Source organism: Candidatus Thiodiazotropha sp. AKAK2, assembly GCF_058244685.1.
The window spans coordinates 65,863-81,849 of sequence record NZ_JBSYOP010000034.1 but is presented as its reverse complement, the minus strand read 5'-3'; the positions used below and the strand labels follow the sequence as shown (position 1 = coordinate 81,849).

The following is a 15,987-nucleotide window of genomic DNA, read 5'->3' as shown; positions in this document are numbered from 1 at the left end:
TTGTCCCTGTGAATTATGTGCTGATTTACAGGTTGTCGGGACGTTGTCCTGTTGTGTCTTGATTCAAAGAAATATTCATAAACCAGGCCAGGAAGAGTGCTACACTTGGTTGACACAGAGAAGATGAAGTGACTCATTATGCTCAAGTTTCAGGAGCCACCAAAAGAATACAACGATGTCTTTCTGGAAGACACTGACAAACCGCTGCCGAAGGTTCTCAATCCTAACACCCGTTACATGTTCCTGAGTACCATCGCCAAGGGTGGCAAGTCCTTGATCAAGACCTGCAAGGATATGCATCTGAACCGGGTGGTTGCTTATAAGACCCTTAGATCTGAATTTATCGATGATGAGATAGAGAATATACGTCTGCTTCGCGAGGCACGGGTTTCTGCCATGCTTCAACACCCAAACACGGTGCCCATCTATGAGATTGGTCGGGACAATCGGGGGCACTACTATTTCACCATGAAGCTGGTGCATGGTTATACGCTGCGGGAAATCCTCAACTACCGTGAACGTTATGACCTGACTCAGCTGGTTGAGGTTGTTGTGCAGATTGCGCATGCCTTGGGCTACGCCCATGTACATGGTGTCGCGCATCGTGACATAAAACCCGAGAACATACTGGTCGGCCCTTACAATGAAGTGTTGTTGATGGATTGGGGGTTGGCCAAGGTCTGGAGAAAGGATGGCAGCACCCTGGAGGAGCCGCAGGAAAGCAAAACGGTGGTTGACGGCGATAAATCGATAACCGGCTATGGCAAGCTGCAGGGTACCCTCTGTTATATGTCCCCGGAGCAGATCCGGCGTGATCCGGATATCAGCTTCAGCACCGATATCTACAGCCTGGGATCAGTCCTCTATGAGCTGCTGACAGGGCAGACCCCGTTCGACAGTGACAAGACCTATGAAATCCTTGACATGGTGGAAAACCGCCAGCCAAGTAGACCTTCGGAAGTGAGTAAATATCCGGTGCCAAAAATTCTCGAAGCTCTCTGTATGAGATGTCTGGCCAAAGAGCCCGCTGCAAGACCGGAGTCGATGAGTGAGGTGATACGCACTCTGGAACATGAGTGGGCAAGCGTGAAGTGAGGGTTCAGGAACTTCTGTTACCCGTTCCCTGAAGTAAAGATAAAAAACCGGAGCGGCTAAGCCGCTCCGGTTGTGGATCGCACTCATTCAGAGTCGGATCAGCCAAGCGCCTCTTTGGTGATCTTGACGATGATTGCGGCAACCTTATAGGGATCCGCATTGGATGCCGGACGACGATCTTCCAGGCGACCTTTCCAGCCATCCTCAACCGTACCAACCGGAATACGAATCGACGCACCACGGTCGGAAACGCCGTAGCTGAACTGGTCGATGGACTGGGTCTCATGCTGACCTGTCAGGCGCTGATCATTGTGTGCACCGTAGACGGCGATACAGGGGCCGACATTTTTACCGAACTCATCACAGATCTTGGTGAAAATCTGTTCATCGCCGGATTCACGCATCGGGCCATTCGAGAAGTTGGCGTGCATGCCTGAGCCATTCCAGTCAGTATCACCAAGCGGTTTGGGGTGCCAGTCGACTGCCAGGTCAAATTTCTCAGCAGTGCGCTCCAGCAGGTAACGGGCCAGCCAGATTTCATCACCAGCGGTTTTGGCGCTTTTGGCAAAGATCTGGAATTCCCACTGACCAGCTGCCACCTCGGCGTTGATACCCTCAACGTTCAGGCCGGCTTCCAAGCACATATCCAGGTGCTCTTCGATCAGTTCGCGGTTATAGGCATTGCGCGCACCGACAGAACAGTAGTAAGGGCCCTGGGGAGGTGGGTAACCGCCAGCCGGGAAGCCTGGTGGCAGATTGGTAACAGGATCCCAGAGGAAGTACTCCTGCTCAAACCCAAACCAGAAATCATCATCGTCATCTTCAATGGTGGCCCGACCGTTGGAGGGGTGTGGGGTGCCATCGGCGTTGAGAACTTCGGTCATCACCAGGTAAGAATTTTTACGCGCCGGATCAGGAATTACCGCGACTGGCTTCAGCAGGCAGTCAGATGCGCTACCCTCAGCCTGTTCGGTCGAGCTACCGTCAAACGACCACATCGGGCAGTCTTCCAGTTTACCGCTGAAATCGGAGCGGACCATGGTTTTACTTCGCAGACTCTGGGTCGGCTTGTAGCCGTCGAGCCATATATATTCCAGCTTACTTTTCATACTTTATATATCTCCAAACGAAAGATCAGAATTACCTATTGGTGTAATGCGATAGAAATCAATGACGGTAAGTCGTACAGGATTTCCGGCGGACAACATGGTCATGATCAGGCCTCTCTGGATGCACCAATCGGATTAAGCGTGGAGTGCGGCTTGTTCCAAATTGAGCAATGTGCCTGAATACGCCGTCGATCACAGCTAGCGCGATCTCAGAGCAGCATCATCCATGCCACTTTCTGTTTTCGTCTGTTAAACAGTTAGATAGCAATATTCTTGAGTGTGAGATGTCTTGGGTTCGCACTGAAATGAAGCGCATGCACTATTTGTGTGCACTGTATTGGTGCATTTGAATCTATTGGGAGAAATTATTGAGTAGAGCTTGGGAAGGGATTGAAAGCGACTTTCAGCTGCTTCTTCTTCTGCAGGTAAAGGCCAGTTAAAGAGTCGCTCTCTTTTCATGTGTGTCGGGTAGATTATCTGTTTATCAGTTGTGCGCTAGTCTGATTTGTAGCGCCATCCCTCAAGTATTCTATTCGAATCGTCTGACCTTGTTTCAGGGATTTGAGAGTTTTGGACAGATCTCGCAGACCTTTTATGGGAGTCTGATCAATATGGACAATGATATCCATCTTTTTAAGACCCGCCTTGTCAGCCGGAGAGTTGGGTACCACGCCATGCAGACGGTAGCCATGACCTTGATAAGTGAAATCAGGGATAGTGCCGAGAGAGACTTTGCGTTGTTTGGAAGTCTTCTGGGATTGTTGGGCACCGGCCAATCGAATTGTCATCGGTTCTTCACGAGCCGCTAGATATTCCACAACCTGTTTACTGACTTCGGCTACCTTGATCATACCGTCAATGTCGATCTTATCAGCGGTATCCCCTGGTCTGTGGTAGTCCGTGTGAGCACCGGTGAAGAGCTGTACAGCCGGAACTCCGGCTTCATGGAAACTGATCTGATCACTGGTGTCGAGGGGTTCATTGACCATTGCAGACTCTATGCCGGTAACGAAACCTATGCCTCTGAAAATATGGGGCCACTCTGAAGCGCTCTCTGCACCGAGCACAATCAGCTTGTTATCGAACAGACGGCCGACTGAGTCGAGATTGAGCATGCCGATCGTCTTGGATACCGGATGCCTTTGTTGATGCTTTACATAGTGTTTTGAACCCAGGCGACCCGCTTCCTCACCACTGAAAGCAACAAATACAATCGTACGGTCGGGTTTGTGGTTTTTGGCCAGTATGCGTGCCAATTCAAGCATGACGGCAATACCGCTGGCATTGTCATCTGCACCAAAGTGGATTTTGCCCTGGTTGTTTTCGCGGACATCGGGCCAGCCAAGTCCTAAGTGATCATAGTGTGCGCCAATCACGAGGTTTTGTTTTGAGCGTTGTGGGTGTCTGCCTGGAATAACGCCTATGATATTTTTCAGCCGCTGCGATTTACCTTCTTCATCATTGGCAAAGAAGTATTGAAAATATCCCTGTTGCTCGCCACCGGGCGTTAAACCCGCTTTTTTAAACGCGGCAGCTATGTAGTCTGCTGCCAGATCCAGACCTTTCGATCCCAGTCCTCGGCCCTGCAGCTGCCGATCGCTCAGATAGCTTACGGTTTGCATCATTTGTTGCGGATTGTATTCAAGCACCGGTTCGACCAGTGGTAAGGTAGGCTCTAATTTTGCTCTTGCTGCACCCGGTGTGAAGAGTCTGGTCATCGGTGAATTTGCAACCGGCCAGCGTCCCTTTAGGCTGTTTTTGGGTTCTGTGCCGCTGAAGGCCAGGTAGCTGTATTTATGGTAGTGGGGTATTTTGCGCCCCAGTCCTGGCAGTGCGCTGGGCAGGTCTGCAGTGATCAGTGCCAGTGGGTAGGGTTGTTCGTTCTGATTTCTGATTCTTGTAACCCATGCAAACGCACTGTTTTGTCGGCCGATCTGTTCTGCTCCCACACGGACAATATCGGGAGTGAATGTCAATGGATGTTGTTGCAACTGTTGTTGAACCTGTTTGGTGAAACGATTGTTCCAGCCGAGTACCACTGCTGCACTGTTTTCAGGCAGTCTTTCTATCTCATCATCTGCAATGATGGTGACTTGTTCCGGCCCCATATGGGAGATCTCATCAGCGAAGGCCTGCCAGGCTTTTTTCATCTCGCGTGTTGCACTGCTGGGATAGATTACGAGCAGTTTGGCTGTGCCGAAGATTTGTGTGAAAGCTGGCGGGGTCTCTTCCAGTGCCAGTTTTCTGAATAGATCGAATTGCGGATCAATGTCGAGTCGGGTCGGGATTGAAGGCAGATCCATTTCAAAAGTCTGCTTTCGCTTCACCATGGTGATGACCGACTGTTTCGCTTCAGTTTGATTGGCCAGTGAAACCGCCACTGGGATATTTAACTTGTATACGGGGTCCGGTTGAAGCTGTTGCAGAGTAAACTGCAAGCGAACTTTATCCGTTTGCTTGTCGATTCTGCTTGAAATGAGTCGAAGTTCAGGCGCCCCTGTGTATTCAACCCATTGAGTGAAGAAGCTTGTTAATGATTTTCCACTGACCGCTTCAAAAGTTTGCTGAAGGTCTGCAAAGGAGGCGATTTTAAACTCGTATTGCCGGTAGAACTGTCGAAGCGCCTTAGTGAAAAGTTGATCACCTAGTTGCTTGCGCAGCATATGAAACATCATCAGGGTTTTACCATAACCGACGGCTTCAGTAGCTGAACTGTGCCTGCTTTTGAATGCTGTGAGGGGGAAGTCCCTGTGCTTGGCTGCATAGTCACGGTACTTTTGCAGGCTCTGCTGACGATAGTTGATACCCTGGCTCTGCTGTTCCTTGATCAGATGGTCTGCCAGATAGGCGGTTAATCCCTCACTCCAGTTACCGCTATCAAAATCCACATAAACCCCATTGCCCCACCAATTGTGCAGGATCTCATGGGGATAAGATGTGTTGAGGATGAAAGGAAGACGAATCACTCTTGAGCCAAGCAGAGTGAATGAAGGCATGCCGAATCCGGTTTCCCAGAAGTTTTCTACCAATGCGAATTTGCTGTAGGGATAGGCTCCGATCAACTGTTCGTACATCTTCAGGTATTTGACCGTTGCCTGCAGGTATCGCTCTGCCAGTTTCTGATCTGCGCTACGAAGAAATACCTGAGCCGATACCGGTTTCCCCTGGAGTTGTGTGATCTTCTGATATTCAGTGAACTCTGCTGCGATCAGATAGATCTCATCCTGTGGTTTGTCGATTTGCCAACGATCTATGTTCTGTTCGCTGTTGTTGTTAGGTTTTCCCCGGTGACCCTGAGTGACCGAGGACCAGCCAGCTGGCAGGGTGACCTGCATGTTGAAAGTGAGATAGGGATAGCCTTCGATTTGTGGATACCACAAGCTGCCAGCGGCTAGAAAAATCCCCTTTTTATCGATAAGTCCGGCGCTGCTTCTAAATCCCCTTGATCGTTCTTTGCGGCTGGAAGTTAATTTATGGTGTATGCGGCCAGTGTATTCCACCGTTAAGTGGTTTGCTCCTTTGGGCAGGCTGATATCATAACGCTCGGCATAATTATCCTGATGGTCAAGTCTGACCTGAACCTTGCCCTGGTCTGTAGAAAAACGAGGTTTTAGGTTGGCGTGCAGGATCAGCTTGAGATTAGATAGAGGTTGTGTGAATGAGATACGATCAGTGACGTTAAGCGTCTGCTGTTGCGGTTCAAGCTTGACATCAAGTTGATGGTGGATGGGTGGGTGGCTCTCGACCGCCAGCAGTGGTGTGCAAATCAACCAGAGTAGAAACAGGAGGCCTCTATTCATCTATTCAGTCCAGTCAGCAATGAAAATATCCGTTGCACGAGGTTTGTCCGGATTGCGGTTGGAACCAAACACAATCTTTTTGCCGTTGGGTGAGAACATGGGGAAGCTGTCGAAAACCTGGTTATAGGTGATCCTCTCAAGTCCCGATCCATCGCTGTTTATCAGGTAGAGTTCAAAGTTGTGACCATATGTTTTGTAATCATCCCGCCAGTCATCCATGTTGCTTGAAAAGACGATGCGCTTACCGTCAGGATGCCAGGATGGGGCCCAGTTGGTGGCACCATTGTCTGTAAGGCGTATTTTGTTACTGCCATCTGCATCCATTACCCAAATATCCAGAGGTGTGGATTGGATGTAATCCTTCTCCATGTTTTCCTTCCACTGGGACTTTTCAGCGGCGGTGGAGGGATGCCATGCGCGCCAGACAATCTTTGTGCTGTCTGGAGAAAACCACGGTCCACCATCATAGCCTTCAGTATCAGTCAGGCGTTGAACATTGCCGCCATCCACATCCATCCGGTAGATGTCGAAATCCCCCTTGCGCTGTGAACCGAAAACGATCGACTTCCCGTCTGCGGAGACAATCGGTTCGGCGTCATATTTGGGGTTGTCGGTTAACGGTGTCAGGCCAGAACCGTCTGCATTGGCCCGATAGATGTCGTAAGGGTGCAGCGGCCAGGCATAACGTATGTGTGGGGGCCATTCGGGTTTGCTTGGACAGCTTCCCTGAAGGTGGCTTGTGGATGCAAAAACGATCTGTTGTTCCCCGGGTTGGAAGAATGCGCAGGTGTGTGCGCCATGATTTGGGCTGACCATGGTTTTGTTGGATCCATCAATATTCATGGTCCAGATCTTGTCGCACTCAAAACCCTCCCGGTTCGACTGGTAGATCAATTGTTGCCCGTCGAAACTGAAATAAGCCTCACCATTGTCCCCCTTGAAGGTCAGCTGAGTCAGGTTCGACATATGACGGTCATCCGATTTTTTTAAGACTGGCGTCTGTTCTGCGTAAGCCGGAAGGGTATAAATCAAGGTAAACAATAGGGCTATTCTGTAGTACATTGGATCTCGTGTTCGGTTTTCCAGTGGTGTGTGAAGCACTCAGATTGATAACCTACAAGTTAAGGAACCTCCGAACAAGTCATGAACCGACATCTTGTCGCCAAAATGCACCGCTTCTGCGTTGCAGATCTTCGCAATAGCGGGCTATTACGTGCGATCTGCGCCTTGAATCGGCAAATTTTGATCGACAAGCTGTTCGGTTCAGACTTATTCAGAGGTTGCTTAACACGAGCGTTGCCTCCGAACAGTCGGAAAGTTCAATAATATGGAGGCCAGTGGAAATTCCTGGCTAATATTGTTGAATTTTATCCGCTCAATATGACTAAGATGATCGTCCTGGTTAGGGCCCAGTAGAACCGTTTGGATAGACTATTAGAATTTAACTGAGAGCTGATTGATTATGGAATTGGACCTGGATGGTGGTCGCTTGATTCTGTTTTTGGGTGGATTGAGTTTTTTTATCCTCCTTGAAACCATCTTTCCCGCCCGTGTCTGGCAGGGGAAACGAATCAACCGCTTCATGTTTCATGCCGCTGTAGCGGCGCTGAACACAGTGATTGTCAGGGTATTGATCTATGTGCCCTTTCTGCTGTGGATTGTCTATGTCGAGCAGCAGGGCTGGGGTATTTCCCGCTGGTTGGGTTTGAATGGCTGGTTGGAAATTGTGGTGTCACTGATTATGCTCGATCTGTTTGATTATTTCTGGCACAGAGCGAATCACCGTTTTCCTCTGCTGTGGCGTTTTCATAAAGCCCATCATGCGGATACCGAGATGGATGTGACCACCGCACTGCGTTTCCATCCGGGTGAACTTTTTCTCTCATCCTTCGCTAAAGCACTATGGGTGCTGGTCTGGGGACCCACCGCGATTGCCTGGTTTGTATTTGAAGGATTGATCAGTCTGTGCGCCCAGTTTCATCACAGCAATATTGATCTGCCTGAGCCAATAGAGCGGGTTCTGTGCAGAGTGATTGTAACTCCCAGGTTTCATACCTCCCATCATCGGGTTGAACGGAGCTATGGTGACGCAAATTTCTCCACCATATTCAGTTTCTGGGATCCGCTGTTCGGCAGCTATAATCAGATGCCCAGAGAGGAAAAAGTTGCGGATAGCGGAGGCCTGATCGGCTTACCTCAGGCCCGGGAGACGGCGTTCTCCTTCAAGGCCTGGTTGATAGAGCCATTCAGTCGGAGAAATATGGGGTTGGCTGACTGAGGTGCGGCGACTAAATATACCAAATGATATGTTGGTCCAGTCTGGATGGTGTTCTCCATTAAGACTACTCAGACCGGATTCCTGTAGAGATTCTATAACCTAAAAAAATTGTGAGGAGAGATGTTGTGAAAAAGATACTTGGCCTAGTGTTACTGTTTCCGTTGGCGGTATTTTCAGCGGAACATGCAGGCAAGGCAGCTGAACATGGCGGCAAGGCAATGAAGGCAAAACAGCAGGCATCAGAACATGCCGGCAAGGCTGCAGAGCATGGCGGAAAGGCCATGGAGGCCATGGAGGATGAGACGAAGAAAGTCAGCGAACATGGCGGTAAGGCGATGAAGAAGATGGAGCATGGCGGCAAACCTGCGGAACATGCAGGTAAACCGGCAGCCCAATAGGATTCAAGTGATGATCAGATATCTGCTGCTGATTGGCTTGGCGGGATTGGCGACAACTCTATGTATGGCTGATGAGTCAGGTGACACACCCACCGATAGCCGCAAGTATTATGTCGAAGACATTAAGTCAACCATGATGCAGCACATCGAGGATGTGGTGGATGAGAATGGTGTTTTTCGTCTACGTGACGATAAAACCGGAGAAGTCCTGACGCTGAAGTTCGTGCGTATTCATGATCCGGTCAGACAGATTGGCAGTGATATCTACTTTGCCTGTACAGATTTTCATGTGGTTGGTGAGCCGGATAAGCTCTATGACCTCGATTTCTGGATGAATGACAAAACCGGTCAGTTAAAGATCTATCAATCGAAGGTTCATAAAGAGCCCCGTTGGTCTCTTTTGTATGGTTGGTATAAGCAGCCTCGCTATACCTTCGTCAACGATGAGATTGAGTATCTTTACTAAATTCAGAGATTCATCCAGGGTTATGGTCTCTGCTGTTGATGGCTGAGTTGCTCGGATCGTTGTTGTCGTCAATGGTCTGTGGCATGCATCGTCGCCGCTTTGTGCATTACCGCAGAAAAGTATCAATCATTGCAGCAGCCGTTCGAGCTGGATCAAGGTATTTCCTATCCTTCCAATAAGTCTGCAGCCGCAGATTTTTTGAAGTCCTGTTCAGTCTGTTGATCCAGGCCACCCGGCAGTATGAGACGCGAACGGTTCAGCGGGGCCTTAATTACCGCCGGTGCTGGAATAGGCCAGACGGCTGACCCGGCCTGGGGTGGGAGCTTCCGGCACCAGCAGCGAAAGAATCAAGGAGATGGCGGCCATCGCGGCGCCGGCGTAGAACACCAGTGCGGGTGAGCTCATCCAGATGATCCCGAACGCAGCAGGAATCGCCACGGCGGCAATATGGTTGATGGAGAAGCTGACCCCGGCGGTCGAAGCGATATCCTCTTGATCGGCAATTTTCTGGAAATAGGTTTTGAGGGCGATTGCCAGGGCGAAAAAGAGGTGATCGATGATATAGAGTCCGGCGGCTATGGTGGCGTTTTCCACCAGGGCATAGCCAACGAATACCAGGATCAGTCCGCTGTATTCGATCAGCAGGGCGCGCCGCTCCCCGATCTGGCCAATCAGGCGACCGATGCGTGGGGCAAGGAAGACATTGAGGGTCGCATTGATCAAAAACAGCATGGCGATCTGTGAAACGCTGTAACCAAACTTCTCCACCATCAGAAAACCGGCGAACACCACGAAGATCTGACGGCGGGCGCCGGACATGAATGTCAGCAGATAGAAGAGCCAGTACCGCTTACGCAGCACCATGTGTTTGTGCTGTTCTGTCTTCTGCGGAAAGAGGGGAAAGCTCAACCAGGAGATCAGGGCGATCAGCAGGGTAAGTCCTCCCATCACCAGGTAGATCCACTGGTAGTCGAGTTGCAGCAGGTTATCCCCAAGCCAGATCAGACCAAAGGTCAGGATCGAGGCAAATGAGCCGGCTGCGATCAGTTTGCCGAGTACTTCGGCGGAGTTGGATGTGTCGGTCCATTGCAGTGCCAGGGAGGTCTGCAGGGTTTCGTAGTAGTGAAATCCAACCGACATGATGACCGTGGTGATGTAGAGGCCGATGATCGAGGGAAAGAAACCGGTCAGGGCGGTACCCAGCCCGAGCAGAGCCAGCGAGATGTAGGCGAGCTTCTGTTCCCTCACCAGTAACAGCAGAAAAACCACACCGAAGGCAAGAAACCCGGGGATCTCTCTCAGGCTCTGCAGAATGCCCATCTCCTGGCCGGTAAAGGCCACTCTTTCGATGGCGAAGTTGTTCAACAGAGTCTGCCAGGCGGCAAAACTGAGCGGTACGGCAATCGCCATCAACATCAGCAGAAGTTCAGGTCGCTCTCTGAACTGTGTCGGAATCTTCATCATGTGACTATTATGAAGGGGAATTGAATTGTCTTAATAGCTATAATCTGACAATGAATATTGAGAAACGGACAATAGACCCCCAGGTTCACGTGGGATATGTGGTGGATGCGGATCGGCCTGTTTTGACTCTGACAAGTGAGCGCAAGGCCTCGGAACTGGTCTCGAAACACTCCCACTTGAGAGGGCAGCTGCTGTTTGCCATCCGTGGCGCCATGAAGGCGACCACCGATGATGGGGCCTGGTTGGTTCCTCCCTCTCAGGCGCTGTGGATACCCCCTGGGGTGATGCATGAGGTCGAGATGGCCGAGGCGGTCTCATTGAGATCGGTCTATATCGATCCGAATTATGTCGAGGAGTTGCCTGACGAGTGTTGTGTGGTGAGGGTGTCGGCTCTACTTAAGGCACTGATTCTGGAGGCGGCAGCGATCGGCAATGACTATCAGCCTGAGACGGCCGGGGCGCGATTGATGCTGGTGATCCTGGATCAATTGAAAAAAATCGAGCGCTTCCCCCTCTATCTGCCTTTTTCCTCTGAACCGAGGATCCGCCGGGTTACCGATAGTATGATCGCCAATCCTGCGGACAACCGCACACTGGCTGGGTGGGCTTTAGATATCGGCGCCAGTGAACGGACCTTGGGTCGACTCTTTATCCGTCATCTCGGGATGAGTTTTGGTGCCTGGCGTCGTCGCTTGAGGTTGCTGGAGTCGATCGACCGATTAGGCAATGGTGCCTCCGTGACGGAGGTCGCCTATGAGCTGGGTTATGGCAGCCCCAGTGCATTCATTGCGATGTTTCGTGAAAACCTGGGGGTACCCCCGGCACGGTTTTTTTCAGATCAGCGTTAAGGTGTTTTCCCTCTTATTTTGACTGGGAAATTGGCTTTGGCGGTAACTTGGTTTATGATTCCTCTCTTTTTTGCGGCCCTGAGGCCCTTTGAAATTCATTCCGGTGGGGAAAAACGATGGCACGTGTGACAGTTGAAGATTGCATGGATTTTGTGGATAACCGTTTTGATCTGGTCTTGCTTGCCACCAAAAGGGCCCGTCAGCTGGTCAATGGCGTCGAGCCTCTGCTGCCTTGGGAAAACGACAAGCCCACCGTTATGGCGCTGCGTGAGATCGCCGAGGGCCTGATCTCCCATCAGGATGTGGATGCGCAGCTCGCTGAGGAAGAGGCCGTGCTTGATGAGGCGATCATGGATGTTGACATCGCGCCGATGGAACCAAACCAATAAGATTTCCTCCCCGCTTGCGGCGTTTATCGCCGCAACATACAGTTTTTCCTGTCTAATGACTTGCAACTCAGGGTTGAATCGGCACAGAATTCTCCATTAGTTGTGTTTTTGGAGTGCCCGAATGAGCAACCCTTTAGGCATCATAGAGAAAGATCAGGATACGCCCCGTTTTCTGATCAGTGATCTGTGTGCCTATCTGGAAGAGTATCTCAGTTCGGATCATATCCGCGAAGTCTATCGTGCCTATCTGTTTGGTGCAGAGGCTCATGTCGGCCAACATCGAAAAACCGGTGAGCCCTACATCTATCATCCGGTTGCTGTGGCACGCATCCTCGCCACCATGCGCATGGATTACAAATGCCTGATGGCTGCAATTCTGCATGATGTAATTGAGGATACTCCCACCGCCAAGGAGCAGTTGGCCGATACCTTCGACGCGGAGATCGCCGAATTGGTGGATGGGGTCAGTAAACTCTCCAAGATCGATTTCAACTCCCAGGCGGAGGCTCAGGCTGCGAGTCTGCGCAAGATGCTGCTGGCAATGACCAAAGATATCCGGGTCATTCTCATCAAGCTGTCAGACCGCTTACATAACATGCGTACCCTCGGTGTGATGCGACCCGATAAATCGCGACGGATCGCCAAGGAGACCCTGGATATCTTTGCTCCCATCGCCAACCGGCTGGGCATCAACAGCATGCGGCTCGAGCTGGAAGAGTTGGGTTTTGCTGCCTACTGGCCGATGCGCTACCGGGCGCTGAAGCGAGCGGTTGCGGATGCCCGTGGTCACCATCGGGAGCTGATTGAAAATGTCGAAAAGGCGCTCAGTACCCGTCTTGAACAGGAGGACTTTGAGGGCGAGGTCTACGGTCGACAGAAGCATCTCTACAGCATCTATAAAAAGATGGTTGAGAAGAAGCTCAGCTTCTCCGAAGTGGTCGATGTATTTGCCTTCCGTATCGTCGTCGACCGGGTGGATACCTGCTATCGGGTGCTCGGGGTGGTGCACAATCTCTACAAGCCGATGCCCGGCCGGTTCAAGGACTATATTGCAATTCCGAAGGCGAATGGGTACCAGTCTCTGCATACGGTGCTGTTCGGTCCCCAGGGTATTCCGATCGAGATCCAGGTCCGCACCGAAGAGATGGATAAGCTGGCGGAATCGGGCATTGCGGCTCACTGGATGTACAAGACCGGGGAAGCCAGTGGTCAGTGGGTGAAATCCCGCGCTTCCGACTGGCTGCAAAACCTGTTGGAGATGCAGCAGGGTGTTGGCGACTCGATGGAGTTTCTCGAACATGTGAAGGTGGATCTGTTTCCCGATGAGGTCTATGTCTTCACCCCAAGGGGGCGCATCATGGTGTTGCCCAAGGGAGCGACGGTGGTCGATTTTGCCTACAGTGTGCATACCGATGTGGGGAATACCTGTGTGGCGGCCCGGGTCGATCGCCGGCTTGTGCCGTTACGCACCAGGCTGCATAACGGTCAGACGGTGGAGATCATCAACTCGGAAACAGCTGGGCCAAGTCCCGCCTGGCTCAATTTTGTGGTCACAGGCAAGGCCAGGGCCAACATCAGATCCTATCTGAAGAATCTGCAGGACCAGGAGGCGGTCAACCTGGGACGGCGCCTGCTGGAGCGGGAGCTGAATCTACTGAGCCTGAAACTTGAGGAGATTGATCCGTCGCAGATAGATCAGGTGCTGGAAGAGTTTCGTCTGGAGAGTCTGGACTCCCTTTTGGCGGGTATCGCCCTGGGTAATCACATGCCACTGCTGGTTGCCCGCCGCCTGGCTGGTGAGGAGATGGTGCCGGCTGGTAGCGAGACTGGCGCTCAGGAGGCAGAACCATCCGGAGTGCTGGCGATTCGCGGTACCGAGGGGATGGTGGTCAATTTCGCCAAATGTTGCTGGCCGATACCCGATGACGCCATTGTCGGTGTCTTCAATCCAGGCAAGGGTATCGTCATTCATCGTCAGGGCTGTCCCAATCTTGGGGATTACAAGAAGCATGGGCACAAATGGATTGAGGCCGAATGGGAGTCCGATGTTCAGGGCGAGTTCGCAACCAAGATCAAGGTCGAGTCCGGCAATCAGCGTGGGGTTCTGGCCTCTGTCGCTTCGGTGATCTCCCAGCAGGAGTCGAACATCGAACATGTGGGATCAGAGGAGCGAGATGGGCTTTCATCGACATTGGTGTTTGTGATCACCGTGAAGAGTCGTCTGCACCTGGCGAGAATCATGCGCCAGGTCCGCTCACTTCCTTCCGTGATGCGCATCAGTCGTCTCAAATAGCATCAGCAGCAACCCTCGATAGGGAGTGTTCGATCGGTGCGGATTCTGCTGCAGATAACAGATCAACCATTCATCAGCAAAGTGGCCCGGACAGGCCCGATAACATCCAGAGGAGTAACAACATGAGTCGTGAAATTATCCGCACTGACCAGGCGCCACAGGCCATAGGTACCTATTCCCAGGCGGTGAAGGTGGGGCAGACTGTCTATCTGTCAGGGCAGATCCCACTGATTCCGGAAACCATGGAGATGGTTGAAGGTGATATCGAACAACAGATCAGACGCGTGTTCGACAACTTGCACGCGGTGGCGAGAGCGGCCGGTGGAAACCTCGCCGATGTGGTCAAACTGAATGTGTTTCTCACCGACCTGGTTCACTTTCCTGTGGTCAATCAGGTGATGGCTGATTACTTTGCTGAACCCTATCCAGCAAGAGCGGCAATCGGGGTGGCGGCTCTGCCGAAAGATGCAGGGGTGGAAATGGATGCTATTATGGAGATTGACTCATAGCGGATTAGCAGTAGACGCTCGTGTTATCAGGCCCTTATAACTGGTTTTTATTTTGATATGAGCGACCAACTCAAGCAGATGATGCAGGTGAATATCAAAGGACGCGCCTTTGTCATCTGCCAGTCCCACGGTATCACCGACCCCAGCATCATGGGCTACTATGTGCAGATCCTGGAAGAGGCGACTATGGGGATGCTGAGCCCTGAGAGTTCGGTTGCCGATTTTCACGAGGCACTGAACGAAAAGGCGAAGTGGCTGGAACGGGAGGTCGGTCAGTTAACCGATTCGACGGAATCGGGTAAGTCTGATGGGGTTCAGGAGGCGTCGCTGGAAGAGGCGGTTGCAGAGCAACAGGAACCGGCCAAGCCGGTTACGGCTCATCAGCAGAACAAAAAAGCCACCGGCTATGTACCGGAAGCGAAATCGATGGGTGAGCGTCTCAAGGATCGGCGCTCAGAGATGGAGCATCTGCTGCTGAATGACTGTGTCACCCTGAAACTGGTGACTCCCAAACAGGCTAAAAAACACGTCCACGAACTGGTCGGCAGGGACCCGAAGAAGGCGGAAGAGGATCTGGTGGCCAATTTACGCAATGCGCTACACCATCAGGTCGTCGGTTTTATCCGCAAACACAATGGCGGGCCCTGGAGCAGCGCCACCGAGCAGACTGAAATCAGGATGCAGATCGCCAGCACCAAAACCCTCCAATCCCTAGTCAATCTCTCCAAGATGCTGCTCAGTGAGCGGCAAGAGTGGATGGCGAAAACAAAAAACAGTCTGGTTGGTCGACTGTTTGGCGGAAAGGTGAAACTCGATAAGTGAGTTCTGTTGAATTCGCTCTATAACAAGCCCCAGTATCGTCCCTGTTGCCGCTCTCGTCCCCTTATTCTCCGATTAGAGTTACCATCACTTGACGATTGTGGGGGTGGGTTCTGTGTTCCCACAAATAGATTCCCTGCCAAGTGCCCAATGCCAGTCGTCCGTTACTGATCGGCAGACTGAGATCACTGTGGGTAAGGATTGTGCGGATATGCGCCGACATATCGTCCGGACCTTCCATGGTGTGTTGAAAGATCGGGTCACCATCCTTGACCAGTCTGGAGAGGTAGCGCTCCAGGTCAGACCGGACATCAGGATCGGCATTTTCGCAGAGGATCAGAGAGGCACTGGTGTGGCGCAGGAAGAGTTGGCAGATGCCGGTTTGGATGTCGGACTGATCCACCAGTGAGGTTATCTGATGGGTGATGTTGACCGTCTCTCTGCCGCGGGTTTGAATACTGAATGTTTCCTGTGCCACCATTTCCACTTTACTCAGGGTTCATGATCTAGAAAATGTTG

Annotated in this window: 14 protein-coding genes; 9 read left to right on the top strand and 5 right to left on the bottom strand. The window is 51.6% G+C overall.

Going from position 1 to position 15,987, the window contains the following annotated elements; genetic code table 11:
* The first annotated feature begins 138 nt into the window (after positions 1-138).
* Positions 139-1,095: a serine/threonine protein kinase gene (locus AC4IE8_RS17290; RefSeq protein WP_068987538.1), complete on the top strand. Its 957-nt coding sequence runs from the start codon at positions 139-141 to the stop codon at positions 1,093-1,095.
* A gap of 98 nt (positions 1,096-1,193) precedes the next feature.
* Here the strand turns inward: AC4IE8_RS17290 and AC4IE8_RS17285 are convergent, their stop codons facing one another.
* The 3 genes from AC4IE8_RS17285 to AC4IE8_RS17275 form a co-directional block, all read right to left on the bottom strand.
* Positions 1,194-2,204, bottom strand: coding sequence for a glutamine synthetase beta-grasp domain-containing protein (locus tag AC4IE8_RS17285; protein WP_490791552.1), 1,011 nt, complete (start codon positions 2,202-2,204; stop codon positions 1,194-1,196).
* Between the two features lie 473 nt (positions 2,205-2,677).
* Complete coding sequence (locus AC4IE8_RS17280; protein ID WP_490791551.1) at positions 2,678-6,004, bottom strand: M20/M25/M40 family metallo-hydrolase; 3,327 nt, start codon at positions 6,002-6,004, stop codon at positions 2,678-2,680.
* Entirely contained in the window at positions 6,005-6,970 is a 966-nt protein-coding gene (locus AC4IE8_RS17275) for a TolB family protein (RefSeq protein WP_490791550.1), read from the bottom strand.
* Between the two features lie 496 nt (positions 6,971-7,466).
* Here AC4IE8_RS17275 and AC4IE8_RS17270 point away from each other — a divergent pair, with 496 nt between their 5' ends.
* The 3 genes from AC4IE8_RS17270 to AC4IE8_RS17260 all read left to right on the top strand — a co-directional run bounded on the left by AC4IE8_RS17270 (position 7,467) and on the right by AC4IE8_RS17260 (position 9,146).
* Positions 7,467-8,282: a sterol desaturase family protein gene (locus AC4IE8_RS17270; protein WP_068987542.1), complete on the top strand. Its 816-nt coding sequence runs from the start codon at positions 7,467-7,469 to the stop codon at positions 8,280-8,282.
* A 125-nt stretch (positions 8,283-8,407) separates the two neighbouring features.
* Positions 8,408-8,680, top strand: a complete 273-nt coding sequence (locus AC4IE8_RS17265; RefSeq protein WP_068987543.1) for a hypothetical protein — start codon at positions 8,408-8,410, stop codon at positions 8,678-8,680.
* Positions 8,681-8,690: 10 nt separating this feature from the next.
* Positions 8,691-9,146 carry a hypothetical protein gene (locus AC4IE8_RS17260; RefSeq protein ID WP_068987544.1) on the top strand — a complete coding sequence of 152 codons (456 nt, stop codon included), beginning with the start codon at positions 8,691-8,693 and terminating at the stop codon, positions 9,144-9,146.
* A 267-nt stretch (positions 9,147-9,413) separates the two neighbouring features.
* On the opposite strand, the gene AC4IE8_RS17255 is transcribed toward AC4IE8_RS17260, so the two are convergent.
* Positions 9,414-10,607: an MFS transporter gene (locus tag AC4IE8_RS17255; protein ID WP_068988516.1), complete on the bottom strand. Its 1,194-nt coding sequence runs from the start codon at positions 10,605-10,607 to the stop codon at positions 9,414-9,416.
* Between the two features lie 53 nt (positions 10,608-10,660).
* On the opposite strand from AC4IE8_RS17255, the gene AC4IE8_RS17250 reads away from it, so the two are divergent.
* The 5 genes from AC4IE8_RS17250 to AC4IE8_RS17230 all read left to right on the top strand — a co-directional run bounded on the left by AC4IE8_RS17250 (position 10,661) and on the right by AC4IE8_RS17230 (position 15,471).
* Positions 10,661-11,458 carry an AraC family transcriptional regulator gene (locus AC4IE8_RS17250; protein ID WP_068987545.1) on the top strand — a complete coding sequence of 266 codons (798 nt, stop codon included), beginning with the start codon at positions 10,661-10,663 and terminating at the stop codon, positions 11,456-11,458.
* A gap of 116 nt (positions 11,459-11,574) precedes the next feature.
* On the top strand, positions 11,575-11,847 hold the full coding sequence (gene rpoZ, locus AC4IE8_RS17245) for a DNA-directed RNA polymerase subunit omega (protein WP_068987546.1): 273 nt from the start codon (positions 11,575-11,577) through the stop codon (positions 11,845-11,847).
* 121 nt (positions 11,848-11,968) lie between these two features.
* Positions 11,969-14,140, top strand: a complete 2,172-nt coding sequence (gene spoT, locus AC4IE8_RS17240; protein WP_068987547.1) for a bifunctional GTP diphosphokinase/guanosine-3',5'-bis pyrophosphate 3'-pyrophosphohydrolase — start codon at positions 11,969-11,971, stop codon at positions 14,138-14,140.
* Between the two features lie 122 nt (positions 14,141-14,262).
* Positions 14,263-14,649 carry a RidA family protein gene (locus AC4IE8_RS17235; protein ID WP_490791549.1) on the top strand — a complete coding sequence of 129 codons (387 nt, stop codon included), beginning with the start codon at positions 14,263-14,265 and terminating at the stop codon, positions 14,647-14,649.
* Positions 14,650-14,706: 57 nt separating this feature from the next.
* Positions 14,707-15,471: a hypothetical protein gene (locus AC4IE8_RS17230; RefSeq protein ID WP_490791548.1), complete on the top strand. Its 765-nt coding sequence runs from the start codon at positions 14,707-14,709 to the stop codon at positions 15,469-15,471.
* Between the two features lie 61 nt (positions 15,472-15,532).
* Here AC4IE8_RS17230 and AC4IE8_RS17225 read toward each other — a convergent pair whose 3' ends face one another.
* The gene (locus AC4IE8_RS17225; RefSeq protein WP_068987550.1) at positions 15,533-15,949 is read right to left on the bottom strand and encodes a secondary thiamine-phosphate synthase enzyme YjbQ; all 417 of its coding nucleotides are present in this window, start codon (positions 15,947-15,949) and stop codon (positions 15,533-15,535) included.
* Between the last annotated feature and the right edge of the window lie 38 nt (positions 15,950-15,987).

What these genes read in the sequence shown, in the direction of transcription:
- spoT (WP_068987547.1), top strand. Translation starts at nt 11,969, where the DNA reads ATGAGCAACCCTTTAGGCATCATAGAGAAAGATCAGGATACGCCCCGT.
- AC4IE8_RS17270 (WP_068987542.1), top strand. Translation starts at nt 7,467, where the DNA reads ATGGAATTGGACCTGGATGGTGGTCGCTTGATTCTGTTTTTGGGTGGA.
- AC4IE8_RS17285 (WP_490791552.1), bottom strand. Translation starts at nt 2,204, where the DNA reads ATGAAAAGTAAGCTGGAATATATATGGCTCGACGGCTACAAGCCGACC.
- AC4IE8_RS17280 (WP_490791551.1), bottom strand. Translation starts at nt 6,004, where the DNA reads ATGAATAGAGGCCTCCTGTTTCTACTCTGGTTGATTTGCACACCACTG.
- AC4IE8_RS17260 (WP_068987544.1), top strand. Translation starts at nt 8,691, where the DNA reads ATGATCAGATATCTGCTGCTGATTGGCTTGGCGGGATTGGCGACAACT.
- AC4IE8_RS17235 (WP_490791549.1), top strand. Translation starts at nt 14,263, where the DNA reads ATGAGTCGTGAAATTATCCGCACTGACCAGGCGCCACAGGCCATAGGT.
- AC4IE8_RS17250 (WP_068987545.1), top strand. Translation starts at nt 10,661, where the DNA reads ATGAATATTGAGAAACGGACAATAGACCCCCAGGTTCACGTGGGATAT.
- AC4IE8_RS17275 (WP_490791550.1), bottom strand. Translation starts at nt 6,970, where the DNA reads ATGTCGAACCTGACTCAGCTGACCTTCAAGGGGGACAATGGTGAGGCT.
- AC4IE8_RS17255 (WP_068988516.1), bottom strand. Translation starts at nt 10,607, where the DNA reads ATGAAGATTCCGACACAGTTCAGAGAGCGACCTGAACTTCTGCTGATG.
- rpoZ (WP_068987546.1), top strand. Translation starts at nt 11,575, where the DNA reads ATGGCACGTGTGACAGTTGAAGATTGCATGGATTTTGTGGATAACCGT.
- AC4IE8_RS17290 (WP_068987538.1), top strand. Translation starts at nt 139, where the DNA reads ATGCTCAAGTTTCAGGAGCCACCAAAAGAATACAACGATGTCTTTCTG.
- AC4IE8_RS17225 (WP_068987550.1), bottom strand. Translation starts at nt 15,949, where the DNA reads ATGGTGGCACAGGAAACATTCAGTATTCAAACCCGCGGCAGAGAGACG.
- AC4IE8_RS17230 (WP_490791548.1), top strand. Translation starts at nt 14,707, where the DNA reads ATGAGCGACCAACTCAAGCAGATGATGCAGGTGAATATCAAAGGACGC.